The 15072-nt window shown below is 44.2% G+C and carries 14 protein-coding genes; 5 read left to right on the forward strand and 9 right to left on the reverse strand.

All coding sequences use genetic code 11. The annotated features are described in order from the left end of the window. Positions 1 to 7: 7 nt before the first annotated feature. The 8 genes from mnmE to L4D74_RS22585 all read right to left on the reverse strand — a co-directional run bounded on the left by mnmE (position 8) and on the right by L4D74_RS22585 (position 6273). Positions 8 to 1369, reverse strand: a complete 1362-nt coding sequence (mnmE, locus tag L4D74_RS22550; RefSeq protein ID WP_428754704.1) for a tRNA uridine-5-carboxymethylaminomethyl(34) synthesis GTPase MnmE — start codon at positions 1367 to 1369, stop codon at positions 8 to 10. Between the two features lie 102 nt (positions 1370 to 1471). Beyond that, the gene (gene yidC / locus L4D74_RS22555; protein WP_265676796.1) at positions 1472 to 3091 is read right to left on the reverse strand and encodes a membrane protein insertase YidC; all 1620 of its coding nucleotides are present in this window, start codon (positions 3089 to 3091) and stop codon (positions 1472 to 1474) included. A 2-nt stretch (positions 3092 to 3093) separates the two neighbouring features. Then, positions 3094 to 3351: a membrane protein insertion efficiency factor YidD gene (gene yidD, locus L4D74_RS22560; protein WP_265676797.1), complete on the reverse strand. Its 258-nt coding sequence runs from the start codon at positions 3349 to 3351 to the stop codon at positions 3094 to 3096. Beyond that, entirely contained in the window at positions 3318 to 3686 is a 369-nt protein-coding gene (gene rnpA / locus L4D74_RS22565; protein ID WP_250619304.1) for a ribonuclease P protein component, read from the reverse strand. The genes yidD and rnpA overlap by 34 nt, the downstream gene beginning before the upstream one ends. Continuing rightward, positions 3687 to 3824, reverse strand: a complete 138-nt coding sequence (gene rpmH / locus L4D74_RS22570; RefSeq protein ID WP_102470009.1) for a 50S ribosomal protein L34 — start codon at positions 3822 to 3824, stop codon at positions 3687 to 3689. It lies immediately after the preceding gene. Between the two features lie 207 nt (positions 3825 to 4031). After that, entirely contained in the window at positions 4032 to 4769 is a 738-nt protein-coding gene (locus L4D74_RS22575; RefSeq protein WP_428754705.1) for an amino acid ABC transporter ATP-binding protein, read from the reverse strand. Next, a complete protein-coding gene (locus tag L4D74_RS22580) occupies positions 4766 to 5437 on the reverse strand; it encodes an amino acid ABC transporter permease (protein ID WP_250619306.1) in 672 nt (223 codons plus the stop codon). The genes L4D74_RS22575 and L4D74_RS22580 overlap by 4 nt, the downstream gene beginning before the upstream one ends. A gap of 71 nt (positions 5438 to 5508) precedes the next feature. Next, on the reverse strand, positions 5509 to 6273 hold the full coding sequence (locus L4D74_RS22585; RefSeq protein WP_428754706.1) for an amino acid ABC transporter substrate-binding protein: 765 nt from the start codon (positions 6271 to 6273) through the stop codon (positions 5509 to 5511). 389 nt (positions 6274 to 6662) lie between these two features. Between L4D74_RS22585 and dnaA the strand changes: the two genes are divergently transcribed. From dnaA to L4D74_RS22610, 5 genes are all read left to right on the forward strand, one after another. Then, on the forward strand, positions 6663 to 8069 hold the full coding sequence (dnaA, locus tag L4D74_RS22590) for a chromosomal replication initiator protein DnaA (RefSeq protein ID WP_250619308.1): 1407 nt from the start codon (positions 6663 to 6665) through the stop codon (positions 8067 to 8069). A gap of 86 nt (positions 8070 to 8155) precedes the next feature. Then, positions 8156 to 9256 (forward strand): DNA polymerase III subunit beta, encoded by a 1101-nt coding sequence (gene dnaN / locus L4D74_RS22595; RefSeq protein WP_428754707.1) that lies wholly within the window; start codon positions 8156 to 8158, stop codon positions 9254 to 9256. 15 nt (positions 9257 to 9271) lie between these two features. Continuing rightward, positions 9272 to 10354: a DNA replication/repair protein RecF gene (gene recF / locus L4D74_RS22600; protein ID WP_428754708.1), complete on the forward strand. Its 1083-nt coding sequence runs from the start codon at positions 9272 to 9274 to the stop codon at positions 10352 to 10354. Positions 10355 to 10366: 12 nt separating this feature from the next. Further along, a complete protein-coding gene (gene gyrB, locus L4D74_RS22605; RefSeq protein WP_428754709.1) occupies positions 10367 to 12784 on the forward strand; it encodes a DNA topoisomerase (ATP-hydrolyzing) subunit B in 2418 nt (805 codons plus the stop codon). Positions 12785 to 13205: 421 nt separating this feature from the next. Beyond that, positions 13206 to 13643, forward strand: coding sequence for an Hsp20 family protein (locus L4D74_RS22610; protein WP_428754719.1), 438 nt, complete (start codon positions 13206 to 13208; stop codon positions 13641 to 13643). Between the two features lie 56 nt (positions 13644 to 13699). Here L4D74_RS22610 and L4D74_RS22615 read toward each other — a convergent pair whose 3' ends face one another. Next, on the reverse strand, positions 13700 to 14950 hold the full coding sequence (locus L4D74_RS22615; RefSeq protein WP_428754710.1) for a valine--pyruvate transaminase: 1251 nt from the start codon (positions 14948 to 14950) through the stop codon (positions 13700 to 13702). Positions 14951 to 15072: the final 122 nt, after the last annotated feature.

Below are 15072 nucleotides of genomic sequence, written 5' to 3' on the forward strand. Positions count from 1 at the left end.
CATTCCTTTATTTACCGATACAAAATGATGAGAAAATACGGCCCAGTAGATCATCTGAGCTAAATTCTCCCGTAATTTCATTGAGGTGCTGCTGAGTAATTCTTAGCTCTTCAGCAAGAATTTCACCCGCCATATAGCCTTCAAGTTGTTGCTGACCAATACTAAGGTGTTCCGCTGCACGCTCTAATGCGTCGAGGTGACGTCTTCGAGCCATAAAGCCACCTTCATTCGCACCAGAAAAGCCCATGATCGACTTTAAATGTTCTCGAAGCGCACCGATGCCTTCACCGGTTCGTGCCGATAGGCGAATCAGTGTTGGATCGTTTACGTGACAGATCCCAAGCGCCTCATTAGTTTCATCCACTTTATTGCGAATTACGGTGATGCCGATAGATTCTGGAAGACGATCGATAAAATCAGGCCATATTTCTTTTGGATCCGTTGCATCTGTCGTGGTGCCATCAACCATAAAGAGAACACGATCGGCTTGGTTGATTTCTTCCCAAGCACGCTCAATACCAATACGTTCAACTTCATCTGACGCGTCACGTAGGCCTGCGGTATCGATTATATGCAGTGGCATGCCATCAATGTGGATATGCTCACGTAGTACATCTCGAGTAGTGCCTGCGATATCTGTTACGATGGCAGACTCTTTACCGGATAAGGCATTGAGTAGGCTGGATTTACCTGCATTTGGACGGCCTGCTATGACGACCTTCATGCCTTCGCGCATGATCGATCCCTGGTTGGCCTCTTTTCTAACGGCCTCAAGGTTATCGATTATCGACTGTAAGTCATTAGCGACCTTACCGTCGGCTAAGAAGTCAATTTCTTCTTCGGGAAAGTCAATGGCGGCTTCTACGTAGATTCGTAGGTAAATTAGGGATTCCACCAGCACGTGTATACGTTTAGAGAATTCACCTTGCAGTGATTGAAGGGCCGATTTTGCCGCCTCTTCTGAACTGGCATCAATAAGATCGGCAATCGCTTCTGCTTGTGTTAAATCCATTTTGTCGTTCATGAAGGCACGTTCGGAGAATTCTCCCGGTCGTGCTGGGCGAACGCCTGGAATAAGCAAAATACGCTTAATCAGCATATCCATGACCACCGGGCCACCATGGCCCTGCAGTTCTAGGACATCTTCACCAGTAAAGGAGTGCGGGTTTGGGAAATACAGGGCGATGCCTTGGTCAATTTCTGAACCATCGCCAGATTTAAAGGCAAGGTATTCTGCATAACGCGGTTTAAGTTCACGTCCGGTGACGGCAAGCGCAACCTGAGATGCCGCAGGGCCTGAGACGCGGATAATACCGACGCCACCACGGCCAGGTGCGGTGGCTTGTGCCACAATAGTGTCTGTTGTCATGGGGTTTGCCTTAATCGCAATACGTTAGCCAAATTGTAATCATGGAGACTAAAAAAGGCGACCCTTAAGGTCGCCTTTTATTATTATTTACTCGTTTTGGGATTACTTAGAGTGTAATCCTTTCTTTTCCAACGCTCGGTAGATTAGAGTCTGTTGAATAAGTGTCACGATGTTTGAAACCAACCAGTATAGAACTAGGCCTGATGGGAACCAAAGGAAGAAGAAAGTAAACATAACCGGCATAAAGGTCATGATCTTCTGCTGCATTGGATCCGTCACCGTTGTTGGGCTCATTTTTTGAATCAAGAACATACTCGCACCCATCAATAATGGAAGGATGTAGTAAGGGTCTTGTGCTGAAAGGTCAGTGATCCAGCCAAAGAATGGCGAGTGACGCAGTTCAACAGATTCCATCAGTGCCCAATAAAGCGAAATGAAGATTGGCATCTGTAAGATAATTGGAAGACAGCCACCCAGTGGGTTCACTTTCTCTTTCTTATACAGTTCCATCATTTCTTGGCTCATACGTTGGCGGTCATCACCAATACGTTCACGCATTGCTTGCAGCTTAGGCTGTAGCATGCGCATTTTTGCCATCGATGTGTATTGAGCCTTCGTCAGTGGGTACATAGCACCACGTACGATGAAGGTTAAACAAATAATCGCTAGACCCCAGTTCACGACAATGCCTTGAATAAACGACAATAGCGTGTGAAGTGGTTTTGCAATAAACCATAACCAACCGTAATCCACTACAAGGTCAAGGTTTGGCGCGGTTGCAGCCATTTGGTCTTGTAGTTTAGGGCCCGCCCAAAGCGTTGCTTTAAGTTCAGCGGTTTGGCCATTACCAATGGTCTGATTTGGCATACGAACACCAATATCAGCAAGGTTGCCAATAACACGAGTGTAGAGATTTGTACCAGGCGCTTCGCGTGGGATCCATGCAGCTGCAAAGTAGTGCTGGATCATTGCTGCCCAACCTTGACCGTCAGTCAGGTTAAGAGACAGGTTGCGATCTTGCATATCTTCAAAGCTGTATTTTTTATAACGCGTGTCTTGAGTTGAATAAGCACCGCCGTTATAAGTTGGCATTGTAATACTGCCGCCCTTATCCTGAACATTTTGTCTCAGGTGAGCGTACATACCAAACGTTGCGTTTTGGCCTGATTGGTTGTCGATGTTGTATTCAACATCAACGGCATAACTGCCACGCTTAAGAACGAAGGTTTTAACATAGTTAATGCCATTCGCAGTAAACGTCATAGGGATACGAAGTTCATCCTGACCATCTTGTAGCGTCAAGTTTTCTGTCGAAACCTGGTAAGCCGGACGGTCGGTACTGCTTAAATCAATACCTTGAGGACCAACAAGACCACTTTGTGCAATAAACTGATGACCTTGTGAATCTTTAAGAAGTTCAAAAGGGTCTGCTGAATCTTGCTCAATCGCGTATTCGTTAAGATCTGCTGTTACTACATCGCCACCGATCGTATTGATGCCAAGCGTTAGCACATCAGTTTTCACTGTGATGATTTTCTCTGCAGCTGAAGTATGACCAGGAGCTGGATCATGTTCATCAGCGAAAGATGGTGCAGGTAGGGTACTACCTTGAGCCTGTTGTGTCGGTACTGGTGCTGGATTCTTGTACGATTGCCATTGGTTAAATAGCAAAAAAGAAACTAACGCCAAGCCGATTAACAGAATATTACGTTGAGAATCCATCGTTATTTATCTCTGTCTTGTTTTTGGACTGGTGGAATGGGGTCGTATCCCCCTTCATTCAAAGGATGACATCTTAATAGACGTTTGCCAGATAGCCAACACCCTTTTACAAAACCGTGAGCTTGTAAGGCTTCTATAGCGTAACGGGAGCAAGTTGGGGTAAACCGACAGCGAGGTCCGATTAGGGGACTAATGGTCCATCTATAAAGATAGACAAGTCCTATTGCTAACCACGCGAAGGGCGAGACAGGCGATGCCATAGTTTATCGAGAAGTTGGAACATTTCATCATTGCTAAGAGTTTGGGCACTCTTCTTTGCAATAACAACAAAATCTTTGTTTGGAAGTTCGTGTTGTTTGTTACGAAAGCTTTCACGAGTAAGTCGTTTAAAGTGATTTCTAGCGACAGCTGTTTTTATCTGTTTTTTAGGAACCGCAAGACCGAGACGTGGGTGTGAAAGAGAGTTTTTACGAGCAATGATGGTGAAATGAGGGGAGCCGGCTCGATGAGCTTGCTTAAATACGTTTTGATAATGCTCGGGAGTTAACAAACGTAACTCCCGAATAAAGGCGTGCTTCTTATTCAAAATAGTCAATTATTTTGAAAGACGCGCACGGCCTTTTGCACGACGTGCATTAATTGTTTTACGACCGTTCTTAGTCGCCATGCGTGCACGGAAGCCGTGAGTACGCTTGCGCTTTAGAACTGAAGGTTGAAAAGTGCGTTTAGACATGGTTATTACCTTTACTGATCAGTAGTTTTAGGTTCTCGTTGAACCCGGCGTGGGAGAAATACCCTTCTCTATAAATAAAGAGGAAATCCGACGCCTCTCAACAAAGAGGCGGAATTGTAATCACTGTGGCTCAAAGAGTCAATAATCAGTTCAATTTCAATTCCGGTCGGCGGATTATACGTTTTGTGAGCCAGAGCGCAAGGATCCTTATTCGATCCCGACCTGATTTAGGAACTTTTTTAACTGTATATCCTGTGGATCGTTAAAAATTTGCTCTGGTGGACCTTGTTCCACGATATGACCATTGGCCATAAAGATCACTTTATCAGCGACTTCGCGGGCAAATTGCATTTCGTGAGTAACCACTAACATGGTTTGATGTTGAGTGGCTAATTTTTTCATTAAATTTAATACTTCACCGACCCATTCAGGATCAAGAGCAGAAGTTGGCTCATCAAATAACAACAATTCAGGTTGCAGTGCCATGGCGCGTCCAATCCCAACTCGTTGTTGTTGACCACCAGAAAGTGACGCAGGGTACTGCTGCGCTTTGTCCCCTAAGCCGATATCATCAAGAATTTGTTGAGCTCGGGCGAGTGCTTGCGGTTTTTTCCAACCTTTTACGGTAATCAAACCTTCTGCAATATTTTGTTTTGCCGTCATATGGGCAAATAAGGCGTAGTTTTGGAATACAAAGCCTGTTTTTCTGCGCAGTGCCAATACTTCTGCTTTGGTGTGATTTTGACAATCAACTGTCACATCATCAATAGAGATTGTGCCTTGGTTGGCTTCTTCAAGGAAGTTAACACAACGAAGTAGTGTGGACTTACCGGTGCCACTGGAACCAATGACCACCACGATCTCGCCCTGTTTTATGTCGATATCGATGCCTTTTAACACCTCGGTATCGCCAAAGCGTTTATGAATATTATTTAATTTAATCATCGTTGGTACGCCTTGTTCAATCTTTGTTCCGCCCACACTTGGACACGAGTGAGCACTAACACTACCCCCCAGTAGATAAGAGCGACCGCTAAGAAAGCTTCGAAAAATCGAAAGCTTGAAGAGGCTTCCATTTGAGCTTTGGCCATGATTTCGGCAACACCAAGCGTAAAGGCAAGTGATGTCGATTTGATCATATCAATGAAGTAATTCATTAATGATGGCAGTGCGACTCGTGTCGCTTGCGGTAAAATAATACGGCGCATGGCCTGACTTTTGGTCATGCCGACAGACAGACTGGCTTCCATTTGACTGCGATCAATACCAATAATGGCGGCTCGAATACTTTCTGCCATATAGGCGGCGAAGTGCAAGGTAAGGCCTATAACCGCAGCACTAAAAGCATTGAGTCCTACCATCCACGGAAAAACCTGCGGTAAACCGTAGTAGAGCAGAAAGAGCTGGACTAGCAGCGGCGTGCCACGGAAGAAACTAATATACAGTTGACTAAGTTGGTCCAATACCGGGATTTTAAATACACGGATATTGGCTAATATCACTGACAGTATCAGTGAGAAAAACAAGCCCCATATTGCCATCTCCATTGTGGTACCAAGGTACTTAAATAGTATTGGCAATAGGTCGAGCATGTATTGAAAATCAAATCCCATAACGCATCCAAAACTTAAAAAAATAAACGCCCACTACCGATAAGAGTAGTGGGCGCGTACATAGTGTTCACTTACTTTTTAGTGATATCAGCACCAAACCACTTTTCAGAGATACTGGCCAAAGTGCCGTCTGCACGCATTGCTGCTAGTGCAGTGTTAACCTCTTGCTGTAATTTTTGGCCTTTGTCGTTATTAACAAATGGCCATGCATTTTCAATGGTTTCAAACGGTTCGCCTGCTAACTGTAGTGGAAGGCCTGTCTTTTTAATCAGTTCAAGAGCAGATAAGCGATCCATGACGAATGCATCTGAGCGACCCAGTGCGACATCATGTTCAATACCAGTGTCGTAAGTTTTGATATTGATTTTTCCGTCTTTATCGTAGTGACGCAGCAACTGTTCAAAGTTTGAACCTAAGTTAACGGCGACATTTTTACCGGCAAGATCATCAATACCTTGAATGCTGTCATTGCCTTTACGTACGGTAATTTGCGCGCCATCGATGACATAAGGGTCAGCGAAGAGATATTTCGCTTTACGCTCGTCAGTAATGGTTATTTGATTCGAAATAGTATCAATTCTTCCCGTTTCAAGTAACCCAAATAGGCCTGAAAAGCTGGCCGTTACATATTCGACATTATAGTCATTACGTCGGCCAATTTCGTCCCATAAATCGACTTCAAAACCTTGTAATTTGTCTTGTTTTACAAACGTAAATGGGAAGTAGCGACCAGACATACCCACTTTCACGTCTTGTGCGACTGCAGCATATGCTGCTTGAGATACGGTTGCAGAAAGTGCTAAGGCTGTTAATGCGCCTTTAATCCAGTTTTTCATTTTACTACTCCTTATGTTTATAGGGAGGAATGTTACTGGCAAAGTTGTCGATAAGTTAAATAACTAGTTGTTATTAACCATAACAAACTCGCGGTTGAATGATGAAGCTTTCACCATATTTTGAACCGTTGTCATCATTTGGTGACAGATTAACCACTGATCTATGCACACGTTAGATCAATTGTGGCAATTGTGAGTAGATCGCCATTTTGTGCATGACTGTGTGAGTAAAATAAGGGCAAATTGTGTGGATCCAAGTGAAATGGCCATAAAAATTGTGAATAACTTAGATCTTATTCACCGTAAGCTCGATCATTTGCTGGCGATCTTGGTTATCAACAGGTAAAATTAGCAGTCTTTCCCCAATTCAATAATAGAGTGAGCGCAACGTGTCATCTTCGCTTTGGTTGCAATGCATGCAACAACTACAAGAAGAGCTACCAGCTACCGAATTCAGCATGTGGGTAAGACCATTGCAGGCTGAGCTTAATGACAATACCCTAACTCTATTTGCGCCGAATCGCTTTGTACTCGATTGGGTTCGAGATCGTTATCTCAATAGCATTAATCGCTTACTGCAAGAATATTGTGGTAACGATGTCCCAAGCCTGCGTCTTGAAGTGGGTAGCCGACGAGTATCGGCACCGCCCCCACCTAAACCCGTGAAGAGCGCGGCCGATGTCGCAGCAGAATCTTCAGCACCAGCAAGATTACAAGCAAGACAGCCAGTGCATAAGACGTGGGACAATGAAGTGGAAGTCGCGGACATTAATCACCGTTCCAACGTTAATATTAAGCATAAGTTCAATAACTTCGTGGAAGGTAAGTCGAACCAATTAGGTTTAGCGGCTGCTCGCCAAGTGGCGGATAATCCCGGAGCGGCCTACAACCCGTTATTCTTATATGGCGGTACAGGCTTGGGTAAAACTCACCTATTGCATGCCGTTGGTAACGCTATTATCGATAATAAGCCCAATGCGAAAGTGATTTACATGCACTCTGAACGCTTTGTGCAAGATATGGTGAAAGCGCTACAAAACAACGCGATTGAAGAGTTTAAGCGTTATTACCGTAGTGTTGATGCGCTGCTTATCGATGATATTCAATTCTTTGCTAACAAAGAACGCTCTCAAGAAGAGTTCTTTCACACCTTTAATGCTTTGCTTGAAGGTAACCAGCAGATCATTTTGACCTCTGATCGCTATCCAAAAGAAATTAATGGTGTTGAAGATCGCCTTAAATCTCGTTTTGGTTGGGGGCTAACGGTTGCCATTGAGCCTCCAGAGCTGGAAACTCGTGTCGCGATTTTAATGAAAAAGGCAGAAGATCATCAAATTCATCTCGCTGATGAAGTAGCCTTCTTTATTGCTAAGCGTCTTCGTTCAAATGTGCGTGAGCTGGAAGGGGCACTTAACCGTGTCATCGCGAACGCGAATTTTACCGGCCGTCCTATCACCATTGATTTTGTTCGTGAAGCGTTACGTGACTTGCTGGCTTTACAAGAAAAATTAGTGACCATCGATAATATTCAAAAAACGGTCGCAGAATATTACAAAATCAAAGTCGCGGATTTGCTTTCTAAGCGTCGTTCTCGCTCAGTAGCGCGTCCTCGTCAGCTGGCGATGGCGCTTGCGAAAGAACTAACTAACCATAGCTTGCCTGAAATTGGTGATGCGTTTGGTGGTCGCGACCATACCACTGTGCTTCATGCATGTCGTAAAATTGCTCAGCTCAGAGAAGAAAGTCATGATATTAAGGAAGACTACTCTAACTTAATTCGCACGCTTTCTTCCTAATAGTGTCAGAATCACTATAATTAGCATCAATCTATTGTATTTCGAATCTAAGTGGCATGGATTGCCATCTTTGCGAAGAGTTATCTATGAAATTTACTATCGAGCGTAATCACCTTCTTAAGCCGCTACAGCAAGTCTCTGGCGCTTTGGGTGGTAGACCAACTTTGCCTATTTTGGGTAACTTACTGTTAAAAGTATCCGATGGTGTGCTTTCAATCACTGCGACTGATCTCGAAGTCGAGTTAATCAGTAAAGTAACGCTAGAAAGTGATTTTGAAGCGGGCAGTGTGACCGTGCCTTCGCGAAAATTCCTCGATATCTGTCGCGGTCTGCCTGATGATGCAATGATCACCATTGTGCTGGAAGGTGATCGTGTTCAGTTACGCTCTGGTCGTAGTCGTTTTTCATTAACGACACTACCGGCGAGTGATTTTCCTAATATTGAAGATTGGCAACAAGAGGTCGCTGTAACGGTGACTCAGGCTGAAATGAAATCTTTGATAGAGAAAACACAGTTCTCAATGGCGAACCAAGATGTTCGTTATTACCTTAACGGTATGCTATTTGAGCTTGATGATAATACCTTACGCTCTGTAGCAACAGATGGTCACCGCATGGCGGTTGCTACAGTTGCATTGGAAGGTAGCTTTGAGAATCAACAAATTATAGTGCCTCGAAAAGGGGTACAAGAGCTGTCTAAATTATTAGATGCACCAGAGCAACCAGTGACATTACAAATTGGCAGCTCTAACATCCGTGCAGAAGTGAACAACTTTATCTTCACGTCTAAGTTGGTGGATGGTCGCTTCCCTGATTACCGTCGAGTATTACCGCAAAATACCGATAAAACGCTAGAAGCAGATTGTGGTGAACTACGTCAGGCCTTCTCTCGTGCTGCGATTTTGTCGAATGAAAAATTCCGTGGTGTTCGAGTGAACCTGGATGGCAGTGAAATGCGAATTACAGCGAATAACCCAGAGCAAGAAGAAGCGGAAGAAATGCTAGACGTGAACTTTGAAGGTGATGCGCTAGAAATTGGTTTCAATGTTTCTTATGTTTTGGACGTATTGAACAGTTTACGTTGTAATCAGGTACGCATTTCGATGTCTAATGCGAACGCCAGTGCGCTTATTGAAAATAGTGAAGATGAAAGCGCCATGTATGTGGTGATGCCAATCCGTCTCTAATATGAGCATCGCTTTATGCCGCTTTCGCGTCTAATCGTACAGCAGTTTCGTAATATTAAAGCCTGTGATATTGAACTATCCACAGGCTTTAACTTTATTATTGGCCCTAATGGAAGTGGCAAAACAAGCTTGCTTGAAGCCATTTATTTGCTAGGTCATGGCCGCTCATTTAAAAGTACTTTGACGGGACGAGTGATTCAGAATGATTGCCAAGAACTGTTTGTTCATGGTCGTTTTTTGAACTCGGATCAATTTGAGGTACCTATTGGCATTAATAAGCAGCGTGATGGGTCAACAGAGGTTAAAATAGGCGGTCAATCTGGGCAAAAACTTGCTCAGCTTGCTAAGGTGTTACCCTTGCAGTTAATTCATCCTGAGGGCTTTGAATTATTGACCGATGGGCCTAAATTTAGACGTGCATTTATCGACTGGGGTGTGTTTCACTCTGAACCTGGCTTTCATGAAGCATGGGGTCGTTTTAAGCGTCTGAATAAGCAGCGCAATGCGTTACTTAAATCTGCCACCAGCTATCGAGAGATGCGGTTTTGGGATAAGGACCTTGCGTTATTGGCCACTCAAATAGACGATTGGCGTCGTCGCTACGTTGAACAAATGCAGCCATTAGCTGAAACGATGTGTCAGTCCTTTTTGCCAGAATTGGACATTAAGCTCGGCTATTATCGTGGTTGGGAGAAGGGCACACCTTACAGTGAGTTGTTAGAGCGAAGTTTTGAGCGAGACCAAGCATTGGGGTATACCTTTAGTGGACCCAATAAGGCCGATTTACGGATCAAAGTGAATAATACCCCCGTTGAGGATGTGTTATCACGAGGCCAATTGAAATTAATGATGTGTGCGCTGCGCTTAGCGCAAGGTCAACATCTAGCAGAATTAACAGGAAAGCAGTGCATCTATTTAATTGATGACTTTGCTTCAGAATTAGATAGCCTCCGTCGTAAACGCTTAGCGGATTACTTAAAAGAGACGAAGGCTCAAGTTTTTGTAAGTTCTATTACCCAAAGTCAAGTTGCCGATATGGTTGACGAAAATGGCAAGATGTTTCATGTGGAACATGGCACAATAGAACCAGGTAAATAGTGAGAGAAACTCATGTCAGAAAATTACGATTCATCGAGTATTAAAGTACTAAAGGGTCTGGATGCGGTACGTAAGCGTCCAGGAATGTACATCGGCGACACGGACGATGGAACCGGTCTGCACCACATGGTTTTTGAGGTGGTTGACAACTCAATTGATGAAGCGTTGGCTGGTCACTGTAATGACATCATTGTGACTATTCATGAGGACAGCTCTGTTTCGGTTCGCGATGATGGCCGTGGTATCCCAACGGAACTGCATCCAGAAGAGCAAGTCTCTGCTGCCGAAGTTATCATGACGGTACTTCACGCCGGTGGTAAATTTGATGATAACTCATACAAAGTATCTGGTGGCTTGCACGGCGTTGGTGTTTCAGTAGTAAACGCACTATCTAAGCAAGTGACGTTGACTATCCATCGTGGCGGAAAAATTCATACTCAAACTTACCATCACGGTGAGCCGCAAGCGCCGCTAGCTGTGGTAGGTGATACCGATAAAACGGGTACTGAGATTCGTTTCTGGCCAAGTGAAGAGACGTTTACGAATATCGAATTCCACTATGATATTTTGGCGAAGCGTCTTCGAGAGCTCTCTTTCTTGAACTCTGGTGTTTCTATCAAGCTTATTGATAAACGCGAAGAAGACAAAATGGATCACTTCATGTTTGAAGGTGGTATCCAAGCGTTTGTTGAACACCTAAACACCAATAAAACGCCTATCATTCAAAAAATCTTCCACTTCGATTTTGAACGTGAAGATGGCATTACCGTCGAAGTTGCAATGCAATGGAATGATGGTTACCAAGAGAATATCTACTGTTTCACTAACAACATTCCTCAACGTGATGGTGGCACCCACTTAGCGGGTTTCCGTTCAGCACTAACACGTACGCTTAATACCTTTATGGACAAAGAGGGCTTTTCTAAGAAAGCCAAAACATCGACATCTGGCGATGATGCTCGTGAAGGTTTAACGGCAATTGTTTCTGTGAAAGTACCCGATCCTAAGTTCTCAAGCCAAACGAAAGATAAACTGGTTTCTTCAGAAGTGAAGTCAGCGGTTGAATCAGCGATGAATGAAAAGTTGTCTGAATTCCTGGCGGAAAACCCAGGTGAAGCAAAGATTGTCTGTTCAAAAATTATTGATGCAGCACGTGCTCGTGATGCCGCGCGTAAAGCTCGTGAAATGACTCGTCGTAAAGGCGCGTTAGATTTAGCAGGTTTGCCAGGTAAACTTGCCGATTGCCAAGAAAAAGACCCTGCATTGTCTGAACTATACATTGTGGAAGGGGACTCTGCTGGCGGATCAGCCAAGCAGGGGCGTAACCGTAAGAACCAAGCAATTTTGCCACTGAAAGGTAAAATTCTAAACGTTGAGAAAGCGCGCTTTGACAAGATGTTGTCTTCTCAAGAAGTCGCGACGCTGATTACAGCGTTGGGCTGTGGTATTGGTCGCGATGAATATAACCCAGACAAACTGCGTTATCACAACATCATCATCATGACCGATGCCGACGTGGATGGATCACACATTCGTACACTACTTTTGACGTTCTTCTATCGTCAAATGCCAGAGCTTATTGAGCGCGGCTACATCTATATTGCACAACCGCCACTTTACAAAGTGAAGAAAGGCAAACAAGAGCAATACATTAAAGATGAAGACGCCATGAACCAGTATCAGGTGGCGTTGGCTTTGGATAATGCCGCGTTGCATGTTAACCCTGAAGCACCAGCTTTTGCCGGTGAAGGGCTAGAGAAATTAGTGCAGCAGTACAATGCCGGCATTAAACTGGTTGATCGTATGAGTCGTCGTTACCCACGTGCGTTGGTACACGAATTGATTTACGTACCTCGCCTAACTGCAGAGCAATGTCATGATGATGCCGCGGTTGAAGCGTGGGGCAAACAGCTTGTTGAGCAACTGAATGCTAAAGAAGCGGGCGCGAGCCAGTACAGCTTAGAAGTTGAAAAACATGAAGAGCTGGGTCTGAGTGTACCGAAGGTTGTGGTTCGTACTCACGGTGTGACTTACGAGCATGTCTTGAGTGTTGATCTCATTAACTCGAAGGAATTTAGCAAACTAGCGGATCTATCAGAAGCGCTAGAAGGCTTAATTGAAGAGGGCGCTTACATTAAGCGTGGTGAACGTACTCAGCCTGTTTCTAGCTTTGTTGAAGCATTAGAGTGGTTGGTGAAAGAGTCTCGTCGTGGTCTTAGCCTACAACGATACAAAGGTCTGGGTGAGATGAACCCCGATCAACTTTGGGAAACTACCATGGATCCTGAAACTCGCCGCATGATGCAAGTGACGATTGAAGATGCCGTTGGCGCTGATCTTCTGTTTACCACATTAATGGGTGATCAAGTTGAACCGCGTCGTAACTTCATTGAAGAGAATGCGCTAAAAGTAGCAAACTTGGATGTGTAGTGGGTTTATATTGTAAGTGATAGAGAAAACGCTGCCTTTGGGTGGCGTTTTTTGTTTCTGGGAAGTGGGTTCTTAGTTGCTAGGTATTTCTATTGTTTACTCACGGTTTGTTTTCTTTAGCGGGGTCGCCTTTTTTGAGGGCGCTGTTTTTTTGCAAAATGCAGGGTGGATATTTTTTGAATATTGGCTTGAATCTGCTTTCTATCGCCCCTATATCTATTATTGAAGAGGATGCCAAATTATTGGGCCTTTGATACTGCTGGCGTAACATCGCTCATGAGAGGATGACCTGCGCCGCCCACAACTTGATATAGCCAATTATCATGCATGCCGATGTACACCATTTCGGACATGATATTTGGATAACTTAGTCACTCTATTGATGCTGGCTAAGGCTATTGCTTAATGAAAGGATAGTATGATGAGAACTGTAGATTTTGCCCCCCTATACCGTAACGCCATTGGTTTTGACCGTCTGTTTAACTTGATGGAAGCCAACACATCGAAGAACTCTTCTGGTGGTTACCCACCGTATAACATTGAACAGCAAGACGAAAATAAATACCGCATTACGATGGCAGTGGCGGGTTTTGCTGACGAACATTTAGATATTACTCAAAAAGAGAATATGTTGATTGTACGTGGAGAGCGCCAGGCAGAAGAAAGTAAAAATTATATCTACCAAGGTATTGCTGAGCGAGACTTTGAGCGTAAATTCCAATTGGCGGATTACGTGAAAGTGATAGGCGCAACCATGGAAAATGGCTTGCTGCACGTGGATTTGGAAAGAGAGATCCCTGAAGCGATGCAGCCACGTAAGATTGCGATTAATGGTAAAAGCTTGCCAGACAATAGTTAGTTTCTTTAGGTATAAAAAAGAGCGCTTATAGCGCTCTTTTCGATCCAGCTTAGACATCAGTTATTTTGGTAAGCTTTACTAATTTCTTCGGCAATAATGTTGATGCCTTTTTGCATCGCTTCATCTGGTTGAACGTAGTTCATACGTAAGCATTGATGGGCGTGATCCCAATTGTCTTCTTGTCCAATAAAGAAATACTCACCCGGGACAATAAGCACCCCTCGAGCTTTTAACCGTTGGTATAATTCCATTGTTGTAATTGGCAATTCATCAAACCATAGCCATAAGAAGATTGCCCCTTCTGGCTTATGGACTCGAAAACGAGGATCCGGAATGGCTTGTTGGAGTAGCTCTACTGCGCGTTGCGACTTTTGTTGGTAATAGGGCTTGATGACGTTTTCGCTTAATGGCAATAAATCGCCATTTTCAATCATATGGTGAGCTAAAGCCGGTCCCATACCACTTGGCGCAAGGCTAATAATGCCATTCATATTGGTCAATGCTTGGGTGATTTGTTCACTCGCAATCACGATGCCACAGCGAAGCCCTGGTAGCCCTAATTTTGATAAGCTCATGCACAAGATGGTGTTGTCATTCCAAAATGGGGTGACATCCTCAAAGATGATATTTGGAAAAGGTGTACCGTAAGCGTTATCAATAATCAGCGGAATGCCGTTGTCTCTAGCCAGTTTATCTAGCTTGCGAATCTCATCGTCAGTAAGAACGTTGCCGGTTGGGTTCGTTGGCCTTGAGGCACAGATTGCTGCGACAGAGTCATCGACTTTTAAACGGTCAAAATCGACGTGATATTTGAATTGGCGCTGTTCAAGCATTTCTATTTCTGGGCGATATGAGACAAAAATATCGTCTTCAAGACCAGCGTCACCATAGCCTATATATTCTGGTGCTAGCGGTAGTAGGATTTTCTTTTTACGCCCGTCTTGATACTGACCCGCAAAAAGGTTGAAGAGGTAGAAAAATCCGCTTTGGCTGCCATTAGTCAGACTGATGTTTTTTTCTGAAATATCCCAACCGTACGTTTCTTTTAGTAAGTTCGCTAAGGACTTTACGAAGGCATCTTTGCCTTGTGGACCATCATAGTTTGACATCGCTGCAACGAGTTCGCCGCTGGCGAGCATTGAGGCACTGGCTTGATGAAAATACTCGAGCATGGCGGGAATAGCAGCAGGGTTGCCTCCACCGAGCATGATGGCGCCAGGAGTGCGCAGTCCATCATTTAGATCATCCATTAACTGGGTGATCCCTGAGTAACGATTAAATTTTTCACCAAACTTAGAAAATTGCATTGTTGTCCCTAGTTCATTACGTTCACTTGTATGAGTTACCTTTATCGACCTTGCTGGTGGCAAGGGAGTCTTTTGAACATACCGTAATGATAATGTGAGGCAAAGCACTATTTATCGAAATG

It is taken from the genome of Vibrio cionasavignyae, assembly GCF_050337155.1.
Classification (GTDB): Bacteria; Pseudomonadota; Gammaproteobacteria; order Enterobacterales; family Vibrionaceae; genus Vibrio; species Vibrio nomapromontoriensis.

What these genes read in the sequence shown, in the direction of transcription:
- rpmH (WP_102470009.1), bottom strand. Translation starts at nt 3,824, where the DNA reads ATGTCTAAACGCACTTTTCAACCTTCAGTTCTAAAGCGCAAGCGTACT.
- mnmE (WP_428754704.1), bottom strand. Translation starts at nt 1,369, where the DNA reads ATGACAACAGACACTATTGTGGCACAAGCCACCGCACCTGGCCGTGGT.
- dnaN (WP_428754707.1), top strand. Translation starts at nt 8,156, where the DNA reads ATGAAATTTACTATCGAGCGTAATCACCTTCTTAAGCCGCTACAGCAA.
- recF (WP_428754708.1), top strand. Translation starts at nt 9,272, where the DNA reads ATGCCGCTTTCGCGTCTAATCGTACAGCAGTTTCGTAATATTAAAGCC.
- L4D74_RS22615 (WP_428754710.1), bottom strand. Translation starts at nt 14,950, where the DNA reads ATGCAATTTTCTAAGTTTGGTGAAAAATTTAATCGTTACTCAGGGATC.
- L4D74_RS22610 (WP_428754719.1), top strand. Translation starts at nt 13,206, where the DNA reads ATGAGAACTGTAGATTTTGCCCCCCTATACCGTAACGCCATTGGTTTT.
- L4D74_RS22580 (WP_250619306.1), bottom strand. Translation starts at nt 5,437, where the DNA reads ATGGGATTTGATTTTCAATACATGCTCGACCTATTGCCAATACTATTT.
- L4D74_RS22575 (WP_428754705.1), bottom strand. Translation starts at nt 4,769, where the DNA reads ATGATTAAATTAAATAATATTCATAAACGCTTTGGCGATACCGAGGTG.
- yidD (WP_265676797.1), bottom strand. Translation starts at nt 3,351, where the DNA reads ATGGCATCGCCTGTCTCGCCCTTCGCGTGGTTAGCAATAGGACTTGTC.
- gyrB (WP_428754709.1), top strand. Translation starts at nt 10,367, where the DNA reads ATGTCAGAAAATTACGATTCATCGAGTATTAAAGTACTAAAGGGTCTG.
- yidC (WP_265676796.1), bottom strand. Translation starts at nt 3,091, where the DNA reads ATGGATTCTCAACGTAATATTCTGTTAATCGGCTTGGCGTTAGTTTCT.
- L4D74_RS22585 (WP_428754706.1), bottom strand. Translation starts at nt 6,273, where the DNA reads ATGAAAAACTGGATTAAAGGCGCATTAACAGCCTTAGCACTTTCTGCA.